Origin of the sequence: Stieleria neptunia (assembly GCF_007754155.1) — a bacterium.
GTDB lineage: Bacteria > Planctomycetota > Planctomycetia > Pirellulales > Pirellulaceae > Stieleria > Stieleria neptunia.
In genome coordinates this window covers 968800-987937 of record NZ_CP037423.1, presented here as the reverse complement: position 1 = coordinate 987937, position 19138 = coordinate 968800, and the positions used below count along the sequence as shown (strand labels likewise).

The window sequence follows — 19138 nt, the reverse complement described above, 5'->3', positions numbered from 1 at the left end:
TTCGACTTTGGATTCACGATTGCCGAACTGTTGCCCCCATTCTTGTTACTGCGCCTCCGCGACTTCTTCCTTTTGATCAGGCCCTTTTGCAGCGTCCGAGCCACCCGAACAGCTCGAGCACCCTGGAACGACAACGTTCAACTTCGGTACGACTGGTGCAGTTCCCTCAATGCAACCGCCGTAGGCGTCAGCTAGCTCCAACAAAGCAGTCGCAGCAGCGTAGTCTGCTAGCAACTGATTATGCCCCAGCCTGACAACCTTAACATTACGAATCCCTAAATCAGTACGCACCTTGCATTTCGCAGTCCCGCGAAACGGAGGGCCACAAGTGTTCTGAAAGCTATTGTACTTCTTCGCAGGGTCAGTATGCCTTGTCTCCAAAACCGTATGCCCTTTGTGCATCAGATGCAATTCAAGTTCGATCGCTAATCGCTCTGCTGCTTGTTGTGCTTTTTCCACGGAGTCGCCAACGCAATAGGCCTCTTCAGAGTACACTTTCTTCTTAAACCGAGACTTGACGAAGACACGTGATACATAGACCCAACGGCGAACATCACGAACTTTGAGGCTTCCGGCGATGAGTCCGTTCTGTCGCGCCGCACCTTTTCGAAATCTAAGCCATGCGTGGTCGAGACTATCGGTGGAATAGCCAACAACGACGGCATTCGTCTTCTTCCCAATGCCGCGCACTTCATAAAGTCGTGGCTCACTCTCGTCCTCTATGCCGCCTTGTCTCGCTTTTATTGACATCTCCGGATCCACTGGGTTCGGGTCAGGCTCGTAGCCATCACATTCTTCGCCAGCGGCGTAACCACAACAACTTGCACTAAATGCACAGATCATTGCAGGCAGGGCCTCGCATTGGTCAGCGGCAAGTTCGATTGCATCGGTTTCGTCAGATGCCGAGACTGTGAACGTGTGATCCTGGTGCCCTATCACCTCTGGATCTTCCCCACCAGCCTTGTAGCAAATCCGCCAAATAGTGACCTCCCAATCTTGGTTTAGCGTTTCCAGAGGCTGATCCGCCCGTGTCGTTGAGAAAGAAACGCACTGAGCGGTGAAGAGAGTGAGCATTGCGATCAGAGTCAGCTTTGATTGATTCCACATCAGGTAGCATTCCAAGAGTCGTTCAGAAATCAGTTGTCGATCGACCAACCGGCCGACGCCCCCGGACCTGTGGGGGATTAGCCAATAGTAGTCCCGCCGACGTGTACCGGCAACAAACGAGCGTGGGTTTTGAGTAAATCCAGCAATTCTTCGTTGGGAGGTAAGCGTTCTATCTGCCCGGGTATCGCTTCGTGGCTTGGGCGACCTGCGACTGCTTTTCACCAATCCGAAGACTCATCGGAACGGTGTGGCGAATTGGCCGCAGTGGCGGTGTCGGCGCGTCAACATTTTGGGGCCTGTAACCAACGCAACGACGCCGGAGACATTGATCGCCACCGCAGTCCAAAATGACGCTTTGTGTTTGCGGCCTAACCGATGCGTCGGCGGCAGCTTCTCAGACTTCTTTTTTTGCGATGACGCCGGCGGGGCTGGGTTGCTTCATCGTCTTCGGCATCGTCGTTCTCGGCTTGCTGCTCACCTAAGTCAAACAGACGCAATTGCGAGTCATCTTCAACGTGCCGCTCAGAAGACCTGCCGAAGAATTTGCGACGATAGAGTTCCAGTTCTTCGCGGAGTTGTTGGTTGGCTTTCTGCAGTCGTTCAACCGTTTCGATCAGCTCAGCGTTGACCCTCAACACGCTTTGCAAGTCGTCATTGTTTTCCGAAGCAGCCATGCCGCTGTTATCGCCATCAAAACAAAACACCCAAGGCTTTGATCAGCCTTGCGTTGACGCTTTTTGAAAGATTTGTTTGATGATCTGACCAAGGCGAGACGGGGTACGTGGGGTCGAATCGAAAAATGTTGCACCGTCGGTGCCTTGCCGATCAGAGTCAACAGATTGCGAGGGCGGCGTATGGGGGGAAGTTAGCCAGTAAGCCTCCAACGGACAAGCAAACAAACGAGCCCAGAGAAGACACCGCACCACCACGCCGACAGGGTGACGGCCTTGATCGCGTCGCCACGAGAGCCGAATCAACTTAGGAGTTGGTCTGGTGTGAACGCACTGTAGACGGTCCATCCAAGTCCCCAACCGAAGGAATACAGTGCCAAAATCAACGGGAACACCTGCTCACTCTCAACAGCGTTTGGTTGGGCACAGCCGCCTGCGCAAAGACGATTCGCTTTGGAACGTCGGTGTCCACCGATGCAGATTTGATGCTCTTCTGCAAGCTTCCTCGAAAGTTGGTCCAAGATTTGGCGGAAACTGGGGCCAAGCGATTCAGCGAACTCGCGTTGGTCGATGCAACCGACTGCGTCATCAGTTGTCAATCTTTGTTGCTCGACTGGACAACGAACGATGGGCAAGACGATGGGGGCAAAACGATCAGAGCCGAAAATTGTCTTGCCCCCATTGTTTTGCCGTTGCTCCGAGGATGGGGTAACAATCGTGCAATGGGACAAATAGGACACATAAGACTTATAGGTCGCATCTGTCCTATTGGTCCTATCGATCGCGGGACCCTTCACCGCTTCGGTTGGACCAACCGAAGCGCCCTCAGCAACTCATTTCGGTAATTCGGTGCGGAAGACCTCTGCGGGCAGGGTGTCGATTTGACGACTCCAATTCACTTGTCAACAGCGTGCTAACAACGCAATCCCGAAAGTGCGCGACGAGGGCGTATCCCGAATACGCAGTCTGATCAGTCTGTCGGAACTGCGCCGACGCTGGGTACTTCCCGCACTTCATTTAACGGACTGCAGCAGACGATCGACAGAGAAACCAACGACGAACACGATTCTGCGTCAGCAGGTTAAGGCAGATCCGCCCTCAGGCCTGCCTCGGCAATGCCTTGCCCCATATTGCTAAATTAGAGCTCGAAATGCGCCATATATATTGATGGATCACCGTTAGCTTCTGGAGTTGGTGCGGATAGCCTCAGGTCCGCAGCACTCTTCTCTTTAACGCCAGTAAAACAGAGAAAGACACGGAGGAGAGAAACCGAAAGCTGCTTATGCTCAGTAGCTGCGATTGGCGGGAATTCGATGATTTGGTCGACTTTCCGCTTCTCATCTACAACCCTCGTGCTCCCAGCAAGGAGTTTCAATCCGATCTGACAAAGCTACGCTTCGAGGCGCGAGAAAGTCTCGGTATTCAAGAGCGGCGAATCAACGAAGAAAAGTTGCTTGGTTACTTGGACGTGTGGGACCTCCGCGAAGGTTGGCGTGCCGGGAGGTACGACAGAAACGCGGGGCAAACCATCGCATCGATTGCGCAGGCGCCGGGGCTGGAAAACTCGCAACGCGAAATACGCCTACCGACAAGCCTTCGAGCTGATCAGTGGGCATTCATATTCATTGGATCACAACGGTCCGTATGTATTCAGAGGGCCGCGCAGAGGCCGGTTAAAGCCTGACACGGTTCGGAACATTTTGGTTAGCGAGGTGATCACGCCACTGTCCGACCGATTTCCGAAAACGTTCCCCGGACAAAAGAGTTTTGAAGACGGGCGTCTGCATAGTCTTCGTCACTACGTCTGCAGCCGCTGTGCAAACGAACGGGTTCCCGAACGAATGGTGATTCAATGGCTTGGACATTCCGATAGCGCAATGGTAAGACACTACGACCACCTCAGCGACGACGAATCGTGTCGCAAGATGGATCAGTTGAACCTGCTTGGAGGCGACGGCGGGCGTTCCGGCGTCGACGCCGAGCAGACTTTGTAACCCGACTCAACGTTTGGTTCAGGCATCATTGTTGATGATCTTGCCTAGCGTGGGACACGAATTATGGCACACTCTTGGCACACAGGGGTGTGCCAAAGAAAAACACCTCGAAAAACACGGGGTTTTTCGAGGTGCTTTGACGACAGCGGAGGACACGGGACTCGAACCCGCAGCCCCTTACGGGGTACCTCAGTTCCAGTGAGGCCGCTCACCAATTCGCTTATCCTCCGGAAGGGCTCCAGTCTAGCGTTTCAAGTTCCATGTTCCAAGTTGGGGTGCTTGGAACTTGGAACCTGGAACCTGAAACTTGGAACTCAAGATCCTACAGCGACGTCTTGGCGCCGCTGATCAGCTTGATGAACTCGTCGTTGCTTTCGAATCGACCGAGCTGCTTGGTCAGTTGCTCCATCGCGTCACAGGGGTGCATGCTCGAAAGCGTCCGACGCAACATCGTCACCGCTTCGTAGGTCTCTTCGTCGTGCAGCAATTCTTCACGACGCGTCCCCGACTGGCTGATGTCGATCGAGGGCCAGACGCGGCGGTCGGCCAAGCGGCGATCGAGCACCAATTCCATGTTCCCGGTTCCCTTGAACTCTTGGAAAATCGCTTCGTCCATGCGACTGTTGGTGTCCACCAGGCAGGTGCCGACGATCGTCAACGAGCCGCCTTCTTGGAACGCCCGTGCGGTGGCGAACAGCTTCTTCGGAATGTCCATCGCTTTGATGTCCAAACCGCCGCTCATCGTCGCCCCGCCTCGGCCGCTGCGGCCGACCCACTTGTTGAACGCGCGGGCAAGTCGCGTGATCGAATCGAGCATCAGGAACACATCCTGCCCCATTTCGGCCAATCGACGTGCGCGGTCGATCACCAATTGGCTCAGCCGAACATGACTTTCGACGTCCATGTCCAAGCTGCTCGCGACGACTTCGCCCCCGACGACGTTGCGACGCATGTCGGTCACTTCTTCGGGGCGCTCGTCGATCAACAACACGATCAATTTCAAGTCGGGGTGATTCTCCGCAATCCCGCTGGCGATGTCCTGCAGCATGACCGTCTTCCCGCTCCGAGGCGGTGCAACGATCAACGCCCGCTGGCCCTTGCCGAGCGGTGCTAGCAAATCGATCACCCGGTTGGTGATCGGTCGCTGCCCGCGTTCCAAGACCAACCACTCTTCGGGATTGATCGGGGTCAGGGTCTCAAAGCTCTTGACGTCCGGATAGGACTCGGGCGACATGCCGTCGACGTCCAAGATCTCGCGGATCCGCGGCCCTTGCTGACGCTTGGCCTGCTGCATCATCGCTTTGATGAAGACACCTTGTCGCAAGCCGAAACGCTCGATCATCGTGCCGGGGACAAACGGATCGCTGCGCTCGCGGGAATAGTTATTGTCTCGACTGCGAAGGAATCCGTAGCCGTTGGGGTGCAGCTCCAGGATCCCCTCGCATTCTTCCAGCGGCGCATCACTGGGGATATCCGCGGGCTCACGATCCATGTTTTGATCTCTCCCGCCGGCACCGTTGTTACCACCGCCGCCGCCGCGTCGCCGTCTTCGCGAACGCGGTTTGCTACCACCCCCGCCTCCGGCTTGTCCATTGGAGCTTGGGCCGCGACGAGGAGACCGTTTCTTTTTCGCCATGTGTAATCCAGAGAGCGCCGACGCGCCATCGAGCGTCCTCCGCCGCGAGGCGGAAGTCGGCCGGCAATCATGTAAAGAATCCGCAGGATGGAACGATAAAGGACCCGAACGCGAAGCTGCGGAAACCATCCCGCGCAGGGTCAAACCAAATAGTTTTCGTGAGCCAACGTCCTGGCGTTGGCGAAAATGTTTTCACTGGCCGGTGCCGTTTCCGCACTGGCAATTCAACACACGACCGATCATTCCAGGGTCGGTCCGCCGGACACGACACTGCAACTGACCTTCTTACTTGAACGAACACGACCGAATCGCTGCCAAACCGAATCGCTGCCCAACCGCACAAGGTGATGGCGACCAATCCGCATCCCAATCACGGGCTGACGCCGAACTGGCGGGCGGCGGCACCGGCCGCCAAGCAAAATGCCGTTTCCTCTGGCTTGTGTCGATCTTAGGGTTGTCCGGTGTCCCGAGACGAATCATCCCGCGGACACTACCAATTCCTTTCCGTTTTCGTCGCCCGACACCTGGATACGTCGATGCTGGGAAACTCCCGTCTCAACTCCCACACCTGAACCGACCGGTGGCCAATCATTGGGGAAGAGAGGCAAATCAACCTTCCGGCCCTTCAAAAGCCGGATCGCAGAATCGTCGTGGAGCGACGCAATGAACTGTGGAGCGGTGTACCGTCAAATCAGCAACACCGCCGACTAAAGCTATCGGAAATATAGCCGAGCAACAGCCTGTGTCAAGCGAAGCCTTCCACCGACCCCTCTGCCGAGCGGGCCGTCCCGTTCGGCTCGCGGACCTTCGGAGAAACGATCACACTCCAGAGCGTTCGCCCACAAGCCACGATTGCGAGGGCGTGTCGATTGGATAAACCCCACCGATCGCAGCGCGGACCCGCGGATCCCGGGCTGCTCTTTAGCGGTGGGTCCGCGCCGCCAGCGGTGAGTTCCTCTCAGCCGGACATTTCCCTATGTTCTCGGGCTCCGCCCAACGCCGTCTGGAAACACACGACGATCGACGCCGCCGGCTTTTTTCATCACACCCGGTCGGCTGAACTGGCGTTAAAGTCGACCCATTCTGTACTTTCGGGTTAAGCGACAGGTTCCCGCCTGCCGATCAAGTCACCAGGCGCAATGTCCGGATGCTTTGTTCGGACGCTTCACCCCCAATAGTTTTTCCTCCCGGATCGACACAGGAACGCAGGATGCGAAACGCCGCGATCTATCTCATTGTCTTCACGCTCACCAGTCTCGGCGCGCACTCGTCTCATGCTCAGATCGCTTGGGAGGGCAAGCTTCGCGATGCCCACGCCAAGGCCAAACAGCAGGGCAAACTGATGCTGTTGCACTTCTACACCGACAACTGCATCTATTGTGATCGGCTTGAAGCCGGCGCCTTTCGCAGTGCATCGGTCTCGCAGTCGATCAACCAGAACTTCGTGCCGGTCAAAGTTCATGGGACCAAGAACCCCAAGTTGGCCGAAATGTTCAAGGTCACCAAGTATCCCACGGACGTGATCGTGACGACCGACGGCAAGGCGCTTTCCCACTCGGTCAGCCCCCAGCAGCCCGATCGCTACATCGCCATGTTGGCCGAAGCCCAAGTCAGCTTCGCCAAGACGCGTTCCACACTGGCAAGCGCCGGGCAAACCGCACCGCCAGCCAAGGCCGCGCCGGCCAATGTCGCGCCCGCTCCGGCGGCCAACGTCGCGATGACCGCGACGACGCCCACCGCAACCCCGTCGACCACCATGGCCCCCAATTCGCTGCCGGTCCAAATCCCGGCCCCCGGCGCGGTCGCCCCATCGGCATCGCCTGCCGCGGCATCTTCCGCAGCGCCGTCCGCCGTGACCGGGACGTCGCGGCAAAACCAATTCATGCTGCCCGGCGACGCGACCGGCCGCGTGCGTTCGGCCAGCGTGACCAAGTCCGGTTCGGTCCAGGCCTCGCTGGCGAGTGCAAGAACCGGCAGCATGACGCTTCCCGGTGACGCGGCAACGAAACAACCCACCGACAACGCCACCGCGTCCAAGACGACCGACGCCCCGAGCAAACCGGAACTGGCGATCCAAGGCTACTGTGCCGTGTCCGTCGTCAATCGTGGCGAATGGGTCGAAGGCAAACCCGAACTGGGCGTCATCCACCTCGGCAAACTGTACCTGTTCGCCGACAAGGACTCGATGGAATTGTTCCTGTCCGACCCGATCCCGTTCACTCCCATGCTGAACGAAATCGACGTCGTCCGGTTCTTCGAAGAAAAGAAGATCGTCCCCGGCAAACGCGAGTGGGGCGTGATCGACCCGATCCACAATCGCATGTTCTTCTTCGCCGACGAAGCCGCCATGTTGCACTTCGAAAAATCGTTCGACCGCTACCTCGATGCCGCCATCGAAGTCATGGATCAAGCGATCGAAGAAGCCAACCCGGGCGTGTAACGCACCCGTCGATCGAAGCCCGCACGCGTTAGCAAGGGGCCACGCGGCGCCACTGGCTTACGCGGCGCCACTGGCTTACGCGGCACACCTGACGTAAGGATCGCCGGAACGACAAGTGGGATAGGCTTCCAGCCTGTCATGGCGAAAACGACAGGCTGGAAACCTCTCCCACTTGACTGTTCACCGGGCACTGCCGTTGCGTGCCTGATCGGGCTTGGCAAATCCCGGGCGAACACCACTGGCGATGGCCATGCCGGCGATCAACGAGATGATCGCGACCAGGACCCAAACCGAACGCGCCGCGGACATGCCGTAACGATCCACCACGCGGGAGATCGATCGCAGGTGATACGGCTGCTGCCAAGGCCCGATCGCGACGGCCAGCGCCAACGCGCCGCCGACGAACGCGACCATCGCCACGAAGAGGTCGTTGTAGCTGGTCATTCGGTCATCCCAATTGCACCCGACGTGATCAAAGGTCGCTGCGTCAGAAGTCGCCGCGCACCATCAGACGTCGCTGCGACGCATCCGCCGCCGCAGCATCCGCAGCTGCACGCGGGCACTTTCCAAATCGGGCACGATATCGATACAACGTTCCAGCGACTTCGATGCGGCAAGGTACTCGCCGCACATGATCTGACACCGCGCCAGTCCCTGCCACGCGGTGTAATGAAATCGGCAACGCCACAAGCAAGCGACGTAGGCTTGTGATGCCTTGGGATAGTCTTCCAGCCCATGCCAACAACTGGCCAGTTGGAAATGCGCCTCGGCATACATCGGCGACTGTTCCACCAGAATCATCGCCGGCGCCAACGCCGCGGCAAACTCTCCGCCGTCGGTCAAGTGCATCACCTTGAGCAGTTGCTGATGATGGGTCGGTGCCGCATCACGCAACAACAGCCCGCGAAACGAATCATCGGCAACCAGACGAACACCGCGATCGACATCACTGAGCGCGCGGCCGAGCGGATCGATGGACCGACTGTTGCCCAACAGCCCCAATGCCATCGCCGCCGCACGACGCAGTTCGACATCCCCGCGACGAAGCAACGTCGCCAAGGTCATCGGTGAGTAATGCTCATCCACCTCGGCCGCATACCGCGGGGCATCCGCACTGGAAAGAAGTCGGCGATAGGCTGTGGCCAGTCGGGTTGTCCGCACGAGAGGTGAAGTCACTTTGCCATCCGTCGAAGTTGGGAGAGTCGTGGTGCAAGTCGCGTGTATACTAGGCACGAAGGTGTCACAGGCAACCGATCCATGCCAGATTTCCAGCCCCGGTGGTCCACGAGTCTAGTTGCCGATCAGAGCCTCCACAACTCGCCAACGCACCGAGCCACACACCAGCACGACAGGCGGATCAGCGGCGACCACTCGATCAAGCCCCTGTCTTGTCAAAAACTCAAAAAAGTGTCGCGTCATCCGCACCGCGATCCGCGCGTCCCACATCCAGGAAGACGATGCCCCATCCCCTCCGTTCAAAGCCGCTGGTTTGCACCGCCGTCTTGACGGTGATCTGCGTGCTACATCTCGCCGAACTGTCTAATCCAAACGCGGCCGCAGAACCACTGAGCCAGAAAGACGATTTCGCGCAGCGGCTTCGAGAATCACACACCGGACTCGTTGATGGACAGTCATTACGCCTCGCCATCGGAATCGTTTCCCAACACCAAACTCAACCCAATCGACACATCAACACCTGGCTGGACCGCAAGGTCAACCCAGACTATCCAGTTTCTCCCGGCAACCTGGGACCAACGCGCTACGCATCGCTTTGCAAGATCGCCGCTTCGGCCGGTTGTGTTTGCTACCCCGTGGACAACTGTGTTCTGATCGGCCGCCCTTCATGGGTCGCCGAGCTCTCGCATCGCCTCGATTCCGACGCCCAGGATGACGCCCAGAATGACGCGCCGGGCCGCCGACCCGGTCGCGGAGACGCTGAGTCGATGGACCTGCAATGGCCGGACCTGACGACCCCCGACGAAGCGTTGCAACTTGTTCGAGGACACTCTGCCGGTCGCCAATCCGGCGACCACGCGCCGCTCGCCCTGCCGCATGACCTGTGGCCGGAAACATTGCTGCGTGACATTTCACCGCAGCTGGCGCTACGATTGATCGCCGGACAGTTTCTGGGCCAGCTTTCGGACGCTCGAATCGACGTCCCTTTTGCGCGTTCCTATCAATTCGCCGGTGCCTCTCGCGCCATCGCTGAGCTTCGAAAAACGGATCCGAATCTGCAAACCAAGGTCAGCGGTGGACAGATTCGATTGCTCGCGACGCCGGCAGCCCATCAGGCGTTTTGTCGGCAAATGCTGTCAATTCCTGATGGAGAACCGGTCCCAGCCCAGGGGGCCCCGGCGGCGGGAAACGCGCTGGAACGGTTGAAGACGAACCAGCGCACCTTTTCGCTGGACGTCGCCGACAAACCGGCCGGGCCATTGATTCAGGCATTGGTGGCGCAGCTCGGCTTGCAATGTCAGTTTGATCCGGCGGCGAACCCCCAGCTCGAGAAACGAGTCTCGTTCTCGGCCGTCGACCAAACGCTTTGGCAGCTTGTACGGTTGATCACCGACCAAGCATCCTTGAAGATCGATGCAGCCGGCGACAAGCTTCGCCTTTCGGCAAAGAACTAGACGCATCGCGGTTCGGCGGTCCCAGCCGAGCACTCGCTTGGCACCGACGATCCCCATTGGAAACACAGACGTTATGGTCGAAAACATTCCCCTGATCTCGCACCACCACGATGGTCTCACGATCGAGGGTTTTTCTCGCGCGGCCGTGCAAACCTGCTGGAGAATCAACGAGCTGAAACTGTTGTTCGACGTCGGGGCGCAACCCTGGGACTTCATGGGCACGTCCACGCTGTTCATCTCCCACGCCCACTTGGACCACATCGCATCGCTGCCTTCGTATGTCTCTCGGCGTCGGATGATGAAAATGGATCCGCCGGTGATCTACCTGCCCGATTCGGCGGTCGACGAAGCCTGGAACATGCTGCAAACCTTTCGCCGCCTGGACCGTGGCGCGATGCCTTGTGAACTGGTCGGGCTGAACGCCGGGGACGAAATCGAGCACGGCCGCGAGTACTTGGTGACGGCGGTGCCGACGCGGCACACGATCACCTCGCTCGGCTTTGTGGTCTATCACCGCCGTCACAAACTCAAGCCCGAATTCGCCGAGTTGTCCGGCCCCGAAATCCGCGACCTCAAACTCGCCGGGACCGAGATCACCACCGAACATCGCGTTCCCGTCTTCGCCTACACCGGCGACACCTCACCGCCGGGACTGGACAACAACCCCGAGTTCTACAAAGCAAAGATCCTGATCAGCGAACTGACGTTTGTCGCCCCCGAACATCGCAAAGAAAAGATCCACAAGCACGGTCACATGCACGTCGATGACTATCGCCACCGCGCCGACCGGTTCGAAAATGAACTGGTGATCGCCGGGCACCTGAGCACGCGCTACCACGACAAGCAAGTCAAAACGATGGTCCGCCGCGCGCTACCCGGCATGCTCAACGACCGCATGAAACTCTGGATCTAAACATGTACGACGTCCTTTCCAGGTCGTCGCACAGAGTCCTACGGACGACGGCCCGGAAGGGCCATCGTACTTGAAGAAGTGGTGTGCGCGACGTCCCGGAAGGGACGTCGTACGTGCGAAAATCGGTCGCCTCAAACCAGACGAACACTCAAGCCCCTCCCATCAATCCTCTTCAAAGAACCGAATCGCCCCCGGGTACGACCAGAGCTCGCCGTTGTTGGCCTTGACCGCGGCCATGATCGGGAACACAAAGTCCAGGATCAGGATCAAGATGACCAAGGGGATGCCGACCAGCACAAAGCACAGCAACCCGGCCACGAACGCATAAATCAGGCTGCTGATCAGCCAGTTCATCATGCGGTTGCCGTGACGCCGGGCCAGATCGGATTCGTCTTTGCTGATCACCCACATCACGATCGGCGCGACGATGCCCAGCCCGGAAACGACCAGCAGCTGGGACAGGTGCATCAACGTGCAATAGGTTTCTTCGTTGACGCCCAGAATCTGGCCGGGCACCGACGCGCCACCGAATCCCGACATCGCCGGCTTGGGCTGCTCATGAAGCGCCTTCCGCTTGGCCTCTTCGAACTCGATTTCGGTCAACGACCCCGCATCACGAAGCGCCTGCAATCGAGCCAATTCATCTGCAATCGTCATCAGGAGGCACTCCAAACAAGAACGAGGAAGGGGGGGGGCAAAACGAAGAAGCCTTCATTTAGGCCATGAATGGTAACCGCTAGGGCGCCAAAACCAATCACGGTTCCGCCGAACGTGTTTCGGCCCCCGACAGGTCGACCTTCCGATAGAGGTCTACGACCAACAGTTCACAATTCAATGGCTTCAGCTCGACGGTGCCGCCGATTTCGTTGCATTCGCGAAGCAACCAGTTTCCGTCGTCTTGTAGAGAAAAGTGCTCCACATGAACGCGATCCTGAGAGATCAGCAGGTAGTGGCGAAGCGAGTTCAGGTGTCGATACTGCTCAAACTTTGCTCCTCGATCGTACGACTCGGTCGATTTGAAGAGCACTTCAATGAGGACGACGGGACTAAGCAGCGTGTCATTCTGGTCGTCATCAAACTCAGGGTCGCCGCAGGCGACCGAGACGTCAGGGTAAGTCACCAGGCCGGTGGCTGAAACTTTGACACGCATGTCCGATGGGTAGACCTGGCAATCGGAATCGCGGAGCCCGAGGTTGAGTGCGGTGACGGCATTTCCGACGATCAGATGGTGCCGTCGGCTGGCACCGGCCATTGCAAACACTTCACCGCGATAAAACTCGCTCTTGAAGTCTGCCTGGCGTTCTTGAGCCAAGTAATCGGCTTGGGAAAGCAGCGGTTTGGGAACGCCGGACATCGCAACACTTGGTGGCGGGGGATAAGTTAGGAGATTGAGATCCATTTTCCCGGCTTTGCCCCCTGTCGCAAGGGAAACGGCCAAAGGTCCAAAAAATTCCTCAAAACACCGCCGCTTGCACGAACCCGATTCGTGTTGAATAATCTCCCTACTCGGCCGGACGAGATTTCCCACGTCCCGGCCCACTACCGAAGCCGAAGTGGCGGAATTGGCAGACGCGCTGGATTCAAAATCCAGTTCCCGCAAGGGAGTGAGGGTTCGAGTCCCTCCTTCGGTATACCGTAAATTACGCATCGAAAGCGAATTTGCTGCTTTTTCAGTCTCAAGCTTGGTCACCACTTTGGTCACCAAATTTCGATTCATCGAAATCGATTTTCCCACTCAGGTCACCGACGTAATACCTCTCCGTCGTCGACCGGCTGCGGTGCCGGACCATCTCCTGAATCAGGGCAATCGGCATCCCCCGAATCGACCACCGCGTGACAAACGACGACCGAAAATGCTTGGCCGTCGCCGTCTTGCCCTCTTCGGCCCAAACGTCGGCCTTCTTGCCGATTGCCGCAACGACCTTGGACAGCGACGTGCGACGCTCGATCAACCCCGTCTCGCAACTCGGTTGATACAGAAAACCGCCGTCGGCCACCCGGCGCTCCACGTCGGCCGCAAAGTCCTTGGTCACCCTGGCGATCACATCCCGTCGGTTCTTCTGGGTGTTGACCCAGCAAAACTTCGGATGCTCCCCCGCCAGATTCAACGGCCGATGGCAATTACGCCGCGTCGCGTGAATCTGAAGCGGCTCGCACATCCGACACCCAGAAAGCCACAACGCCTCCAGGTAGTCCTTGACCGACTGGCCGTAACGCTTGCCGACGACCTTGTCGGTGACGTCCTTCATCTTGTCCAGTTCCTCCCTGCTGATGGGATTCAATCGCATCGCCGGCAGGACGTGTTCGACCCGACCGCGACTGCGACGACGCGGCAACGGATCCATCATTTCCATCGAAGCCGCCCAAGAGAGTCCACTTCGCAGCGTCGCGACGTAAGACGATACGCTGCCGCTGGACAGCTTCGATCGAATCAACGTCTCGACCTCGGACAAGAACAGCGGCTTGACGTCCGAAAGCATCAGCTCTCCATAAACTTGCCGGCTCTCCGCGGCCGCCTCGTGAAGAAACCTGACGACCGCATTCCATTTCTGCTGGTTCTCCGTCGAAGTGAACTTCAGATGCTCCTGCTTGTACTTCTCTTCGAACGCATCCCAGCTGAAGTCGTCTCGCCGCAGCGACTTCTTCAACTCCTGTTCTTTGGCAACCGCCAACCGATCGGCTTGCGATCGGCCGCGTTTGTTGCGGGTGAGTATTTCGGTTTGCTCCGACCGCCGTTTGCCCGTGAACGGATCCGTCCATCGCAGAAAGTAGCGGCCCTTGGATGCTTTCCAAAACACACCCACACACACCGTGGGAATTCGTTTCATTGCTCTGTTGTCTCCTTGTTTTTCGCTCGGGTCGACGCCCCCGACTTTCGTTGGCGTTCCCGTTTGTTTTCTTCTGAATCAACCAGTCCCCTCCGGCTCATCGCATCGATGTAGTCAGATCCAAGGACGTTCAGGCGGCCCTGCCAGGCCTCCGAGTAAACACAGTTTTCACGAATGAACTTTTTCATCTCCGCCAACGAAATGCCTTCGATTCGACGAAGCTTTTCGGCGTTGTAGAGAAGGTTCGGATCAATCGCTTCGATATGAGAATCCTTTGACATGACCAATACCGTATGAACGCGCCGCCGGTTGGCCGTACTTGCTTCGTACACGCCCCCCCAGCGTCCGCTCTGATCACCAGAGTCGTGGAGTTGGTGCCGGATCGCTTGAGCCCAGAAGTGGACTTCCGCGAGCCAGCGTTAAAAAACGCAGTGGTGTAAAGACAGCACGGACGGGAAGCCGTCGCGCTGAAGGGGCGCATAGCTGGAGGGCCTCGAGCGCGGGGCCCGAGCAAGTGCGCGCAGCAACACGCGCACGAAGGAGCAGCTGTCATTGATTCCGTCCGCTTAACTCGGATGGGCTTTGATGGTGGGCGGTTCGATCTGCCAGGATCGGCCGCCCCCTTCGTCGTTTTTTCAGCGTTCCAGGATACCGCCCGAGACCGGTAACGCAAACGCAGGTGGTGTCCACAGTTGTCTCTCATGTTGCATCGAGCCGTCGGGTAACGTGGCGGCTCGCCCTTCAGGTGCCCATTCATTGGAATCGCCAACCGTGGCGATCAAGCTGTCTTTTTCTTTTGCTAGGATCATCCCGACGAAAATGACACGGATGGTCAGGCCCACTTTGAGGGTGCGTGGAAAACCCGTCAGCGAAGAATCCGAAGTCCTTGGGAGCAAACGCTTAACGGAAAACCATGTCAAATTCCGCGGCCAGACTTGCCCCCTAACGCCGACCATCCGCCCCCGCGTTCAACGGACCAAACGTGTCGGCACTAGCAGCAAACTGGCTCGCTTGAGCGAATTCATCTAGAAAGGGACGCGAGTCAACACCTGCCGCCCCAACGCCAAACCGACTGACTGGTTCAGCTACGAAACCCAGAAAGCCCTTCGACTCGGCGAGCCACTGAGCATCGAAAAAGGGAGCTGCCTGTTTGAGTATCAGGCTTGGAGGAACTGCGTCCGCAAAAACCAGATCGAGGTCTTGGGAAATACCAAATCGGCCTGACATCGTTCCGCAGCGACTCCTTTGCCCTGTTCGAATTTCGTGCGGTGGCCGACCGCTGTGCGAAGCTCCCCGCTGATCGTCGCGGAAGTCTGTGCACGCTCACTCACGAAGAACGCTGTAGAATTCGCGTCGATCGGAAACACGAATGAACTCTGTTGCCGTCGATGCGTCTCTGATTGAAGTGCCGTCCTCAAGAGATGCTTCAAAAGTGTCATCGGATCCTGCGTACATGCGGGAACTGCAACGAAAATCAGTCAACCTGCGAAACTACAGGATCGGCTGCAATCAACTTTGACGCCTCATCCAGTGCCAATTGGTTTGAGCACCAGACGTGCAATCGGTCTTTGTTACCACGCGGGATCTTAATTGGTGGCCCGTCGATTGTTGGGAGATACTTTTCCATCATTTCATAAGCCTCCATCAAAGTCGCTTGCGCCCCCGCGTGATCGCCTAACTTGTAAAGTGACATCGCCCGGAATGCGAGGCAAATCGGTGTTCGTGCACCATAGTCGATGGGCAAATCATCAATCGCACTCGCGAACTCCCCACGCCGATATGCCAACATTCCAGCGGCCAACCGAAATCCCGCGCTTGAGCTAGTAAACTGTTCAGCAATCCGATGTAATTCATCCAAGTCGATTGGTGACGATTGATTCAAAGTACACAATTCAATGAGATTACAGCCATCCCACGGATTCGCGTTTCTGATAACTTTTTGCAACCGATGACAAGTTTTGCCATACGCTTCCAGGTCGCCCTGTCGGACTTGAAGTACGCCCAAACTCCGTCCGATGTTCCAAAGGTCTTGGGGATTGTCCCCCGTTAAGCTCGCAGCGAGTGTCATGTCGCGCATGGCACTATCCCAATCCTGCAGGAGTCCATGTCGGCTACCGCGATACCAGTGCAGTAACGCGATGCCTTCATGAACCACAATTAATCGATCGTAGCTCTTAATGAATTCTGACGATGTCCAGCTTTCAAAAGGATTCTTTGTCAAGCCGAGCTCATTGAGGGTCGCTCGATACAATTTTGTGAGACTGTCATCTTCATCGCCTGGCACTAGTCCAGAGGCGGCTGCGAGATAGTCCATCGCCTTGTCATGGTTTCCCAACTTCTCTTGCGTTGTTGCCAAGCTCAGCAGATGCCAGGGCGAGACCCCCTGAGAAACAGAGTTTTCTAGCACTACTCGAGCTGCTTGCCAGTCTTCAGCGCTCATCTTCGCCGTGCCAAGCGTCAACCACGTCCAACGACTTGGTTTCAAGTCGACCGCAATGTTCGCAAGCTTCACTAGCTCATCAATATCGTCGGTATTCGGACCGACGCCATCTGTCCCGACACCTTCACCATACAGCTCCCAATACACGCGCATTGCGGCCGTTGCAATTTCGTCGGCCATTTGTACACAAATTGGATGATCTGGCCCCAGCGTTTCCTTTGTCTTCTGGTAAAGCGTTAGAGCGCCTTGGACACGTCCCAGGCCTAAGCGGGCCTTGGCGAGCCCAAGCCGCAGCCTCGAGGAATTACCTGATATAGTGTCAGATGGTGATGCAGGTCGTCGATTGAGCAAGCTGGAAAACAGTTTTTCTGCCTGCTCATTCTTACCTTGTTCCACGTAGGAATTTGCTAGATCTTCCATGAGCTCAAGTAATTGCCGTTCTGATTCCTGTGCAACTTTCTCTGCCCGAGTCGCACGCACTGCAAGCCACGTGCTCACCAACGTTGCCGCAACCAACGTTGCTGCGATACAAGCAATGGTCGAAGCCGCGACGCGGTGACGGCGTGCGAATTTCCGCAGTCGGTAGCTTGCAGACGGACGACGCGCTTCGATCGGTTCGTGCTGTAAAAATCGTTGTAGATCGGCCGCAAATGCGCTAGCCGTTTCATAGCGTCGTGAACGATCCTTCTCTAGCGATTTCATCACAATCCAATCTAGGTCGCCCTTTACAAAGGATGACAACTTGAGCGGTTCTGCCATCCGCTGTTTTGCGACGTTCGGTTGTGTCTCGCGGAATGTGCTCAAACGCACACTCGGCTTGGGTGGCTCTTCCTCTCGGATTATCCGTCGGATTTCGTCAAATGCAGCTGTCGCAAACCGTTCACGGTCGAAAGGCGTCGTCCCGGTGAGTAGCTCGTAGAGTAGCACGCCGAGGCTGTAAATATCACTTCTCGTATCCACATCCAGAGCGTTTATTTCCGCCTGCTCCGGGCTCATATACAGTGGAGTTCCGATCATTTGGGAGAAGCGAGTGTATATAGTCTTTTCGGTCAATTGCTGTCCAAGCGCCTTGGCGACACCGAAGTCGATGACCTTTACAACCGGAACTCCATCATGTGGCGCTACCAAGATGTTTGATGGTTTAAGATCGCGATGGATCACTCCCTTTGAATGAGCGTGCTGCACCGCTTGGCAGACTGAGACAAATAGTTCGAGACGTTGATTCGTCGGCAGCTGTTGTTGGTCGCAATACTCGGTAATCGGAATTCCTTTGACCAATTCCATCACAAAATAGGGTCGGCCAGAACCGGTTGTACCGGCATCAAGAACTTGGGCTATGTTTGGATGCTCCATAAGCGCGAGCGCTTGTCGCTCAGCCTCAAAGCGGGCGATAACTTCTCGGGAGTCCATCCCGGGTTTGATGACCTTTAAAGCGACGTTGCGGCGCACTGGTCGTTGCTGATCCGCCACAAAAACGAGTCCAAAACCTCCTTCGCCAATCTGCTCCATGAGCTTGTAGTTTCCGATAACGACCCCTGGTCTCTCCTGGAGCTCGGATGCTTCGAGGGTGGGCATAGCTCCTGCCAGTGGCGCATCGAGAAACTCAGACTCTGCGGAATAAGCACTAAGTAGTTCATCGATCCGTTCACGAAGAGCCACATCAGTGCCCACAATTTGCTCAATATACTCCTCCCTTGCTTCCGTCGACGCGATCTTACGGGCAGTGTTAAAGATGATTTCTTCGTTCAGGTCTTCTGCCATGTCTGCGCTCCAACATTCAATTCGTGCGTTTATCGATTCCCACGATTCAATGCGTCTTCTAACTTCGAATCACCCAGACAAAGTCAGATTTTTGTTGTCCGACTAAGAATTCTTGCGACCGTTCAGCTCGATTCGCAGCCAACTCTTGGCGTAAGCCCAGTCATTATCGGCAGTTGACGTCGAAATGCCCAAGGCGGCTGCGGCCTGCGGTATTGTAAGCCCGGCGAAGTACCGCAATCGCACTACTGCCGCTTTCCGCTCGTCGATCGCCTCAAGGCCCCGCAAGGCGTCATCAAGTGCCAACAAGTCGTAGGTAGGCTCAGCCGCAGCAGGATAAGCGAGATCCAAACTTATCCGAGCCAAATTTCCACCTCGTTTTTTTGCCTTTTTTCGTCGAGCCTGTTCAACAAGAATGCGCCGCATAGCTTCGGCAGCTGCGGAAAAGAAATGCCCTCGTCCGTCCCAATTTGGAGGTGTGCTCTGATCCACAAGTCGAACGTACGCCTCGTGCACCAGGGCCGTGGCCTGCAGCGTTTGTCCTGGTTTCTCATGCAAAAGTTTGGCGGCGGCCAACTTTCTCAGTTCGTCGTACACGAGGGGTAACAGCTGCTCTGCAGCCGCAGAATCGCCGTGCTCTAGATCGGAGAGGATTCGAGTAACATCAGGCATGGAGACCAAAGTATAGCCGGGACTTCGTCGCCTTCATCAGCCCACTGGA

16 protein-coding genes and 2 tRNA genes are annotated in these 19138 nt (G+C 56.9%); 5 read left to right on the top strand and 13 right to left on the bottom strand.

Annotation, left to right across the window (positions count from 1 at the left end):
- Nucleotides 1–45: 45 nt before the first annotated feature.
- Nucleotides 46–1107, bottom strand: coding sequence for a hypothetical protein (locus Enr13x_RS03505; RefSeq protein WP_145384717.1), 1062 nt, complete (start codon nt 1105–1107; stop codon nt 46–48).
- Between the two features lie 368 nt (nt 1108–1475).
- Nucleotides 1476–1781 carry an IS66 family transposase gene (locus tag Enr13x_RS03500; protein WP_145384716.1) on the bottom strand — a complete coding sequence of 102 codons (306 nt, stop codon included), beginning with the start codon at nt 1779–1781 and terminating at the stop codon, nt 1476–1478.
- Between the two features lie 1490 nt (nt 1782–3271).
- On the opposite strand from Enr13x_RS03500, the gene Enr13x_RS39325 reads away from it, so the two are divergent.
- Nucleotides 3272–3772 (top strand): site-specific integrase, encoded by a 501-nt coding sequence (locus Enr13x_RS39325; protein ID WP_261344168.1) that lies wholly within the window; start codon nt 3272–3274, stop codon nt 3770–3772.
- A 146-nt stretch (nt 3773–3918) separates the two neighbouring features.
- Here the strand turns inward: Enr13x_RS39325 and Enr13x_RS03490 are convergent.
- Nucleotides 3919–4001, bottom strand: a tRNA-Ser gene (locus Enr13x_RS03490).
- A gap of 93 nt (nt 4002–4094) precedes the next feature.
- Nucleotides 4095–5408 carry a transcription termination factor Rho gene (gene rho, locus Enr13x_RS03485; protein WP_145384714.1) on the bottom strand — a complete coding sequence of 438 codons (1314 nt, stop codon included), beginning with the start codon at nt 5406–5408 and terminating at the stop codon, nt 4095–4097.
- Between the two features lie 1210 nt (nt 5409–6618).
- Between rho and Enr13x_RS03480 the strand changes: the two genes are divergently transcribed.
- Nucleotides 6619–7848, top strand: coding sequence for a thioredoxin family protein (locus Enr13x_RS03480; protein ID WP_197455752.1), 1230 nt, complete (start codon nt 6619–6621; stop codon nt 7846–7848).
- Nucleotides 7849–8028: 180 nt separating this feature from the next.
- On the opposite strand, the gene Enr13x_RS03475 is transcribed toward Enr13x_RS03480, so the two are convergent.
- Together Enr13x_RS03475 and Enr13x_RS03470 are read right to left on the bottom strand one after the other, a co-directional pair.
- Nucleotides 8029–8292, bottom strand: a complete 264-nt coding sequence (locus tag Enr13x_RS03475) for a hypothetical protein (protein WP_145384712.1) — start codon at nt 8290–8292, stop codon at nt 8029–8031.
- A gap of 63 nt (nt 8293–8355) precedes the next feature.
- On the bottom strand, nt 8356–9024 hold the full coding sequence (locus Enr13x_RS03470; RefSeq protein ID WP_231744068.1) for a HEAT repeat domain-containing protein: 669 nt from the start codon (nt 9022–9024) through the stop codon (nt 8356–8358).
- Between the two features lie 281 nt (nt 9025–9305).
- Between Enr13x_RS03470 and Enr13x_RS03465 the strand changes: the two genes are divergently transcribed.
- Both Enr13x_RS03465 and Enr13x_RS03460 read left to right on the top strand, forming a co-directional pair.
- Nucleotides 9306–10478 carry a hypothetical protein gene (locus Enr13x_RS03465; RefSeq protein ID WP_145384711.1) on the top strand — a complete coding sequence of 391 codons (1173 nt, stop codon included), beginning with the start codon at nt 9306–9308 and terminating at the stop codon, nt 10476–10478.
- Nucleotides 10479–10551: 73 nt separating this feature from the next.
- Nucleotides 10552–11391 carry an MBL fold metallo-hydrolase gene (locus Enr13x_RS03460; protein WP_145384710.1) on the top strand — a complete coding sequence of 280 codons (840 nt, stop codon included), beginning with the start codon at nt 10552–10554 and terminating at the stop codon, nt 11389–11391.
- Between the two features lie 162 nt (nt 11392–11553).
- Here Enr13x_RS03460 and Enr13x_RS03455 read toward each other — a convergent pair whose 3' ends face one another.
- Together Enr13x_RS03455 and Enr13x_RS03450 are read right to left on the bottom strand one after the other, a co-directional pair.
- A complete protein-coding gene (locus Enr13x_RS03455) occupies nt 11554–12048 on the bottom strand; it encodes a DUF4870 domain-containing protein (protein ID WP_145384709.1) in 495 nt (164 codons plus the stop codon).
- A 97-nt stretch (nt 12049–12145) separates the two neighbouring features.
- Nucleotides 12146–12745, bottom strand: coding sequence for a Uma2 family endonuclease (locus Enr13x_RS03450; RefSeq protein WP_145384708.1), 600 nt, complete (start codon nt 12743–12745; stop codon nt 12146–12148).
- 193 nt (nt 12746–12938) lie between these two features.
- Here Enr13x_RS03450 and Enr13x_RS03445 point away from each other — a divergent pair.
- Nucleotides 12939–13022: transfer RNA gene (locus Enr13x_RS03445), tRNA-Leu, on the top strand.
- Nucleotides 13023–13067: 45 nt separating this feature from the next.
- Here the strand turns inward: Enr13x_RS03445 and Enr13x_RS03440 are convergent.
- From Enr13x_RS03440 to Enr13x_RS03420, 5 genes are all read right to left on the bottom strand, one after another.
- A complete protein-coding gene (locus Enr13x_RS03440; RefSeq protein WP_145384707.1) occupies nt 13068–14219 on the bottom strand; it encodes a site-specific integrase in 1152 nt (383 codons plus the stop codon).
- Nucleotides 14216–14500, bottom strand: coding sequence for a hypothetical protein (locus Enr13x_RS03435; protein ID WP_145384706.1), 285 nt, complete (start codon nt 14498–14500; stop codon nt 14216–14218). The genes Enr13x_RS03440 and Enr13x_RS03435 overlap by 4 nt, the downstream gene beginning before the upstream one ends.
- 354 nt (nt 14501–14854) lie before the next feature.
- Complete coding sequence (locus tag Enr13x_RS03430; RefSeq protein WP_145384705.1) at nt 14855–15061, bottom strand: hypothetical protein; 207 nt, start codon at nt 15059–15061, stop codon at nt 14855–14857.
- A gap of 632 nt (nt 15062–15693) precedes the next feature.
- Nucleotides 15694–18420, bottom strand: coding sequence for a serine/threonine-protein kinase (locus tag Enr13x_RS03425; protein WP_145384704.1), 2727 nt, complete (start codon nt 18418–18420; stop codon nt 15694–15696).
- A 102-nt stretch (nt 18421–18522) separates the two neighbouring features.
- Nucleotides 18523–19089 carry a sigma-70 family RNA polymerase sigma factor gene (locus Enr13x_RS03420; protein WP_145384703.1) on the bottom strand — a complete coding sequence of 189 codons (567 nt, stop codon included), beginning with the start codon at nt 19087–19089 and terminating at the stop codon, nt 18523–18525.
- Nucleotides 19090–19138: the final 49 nt, after the last annotated feature.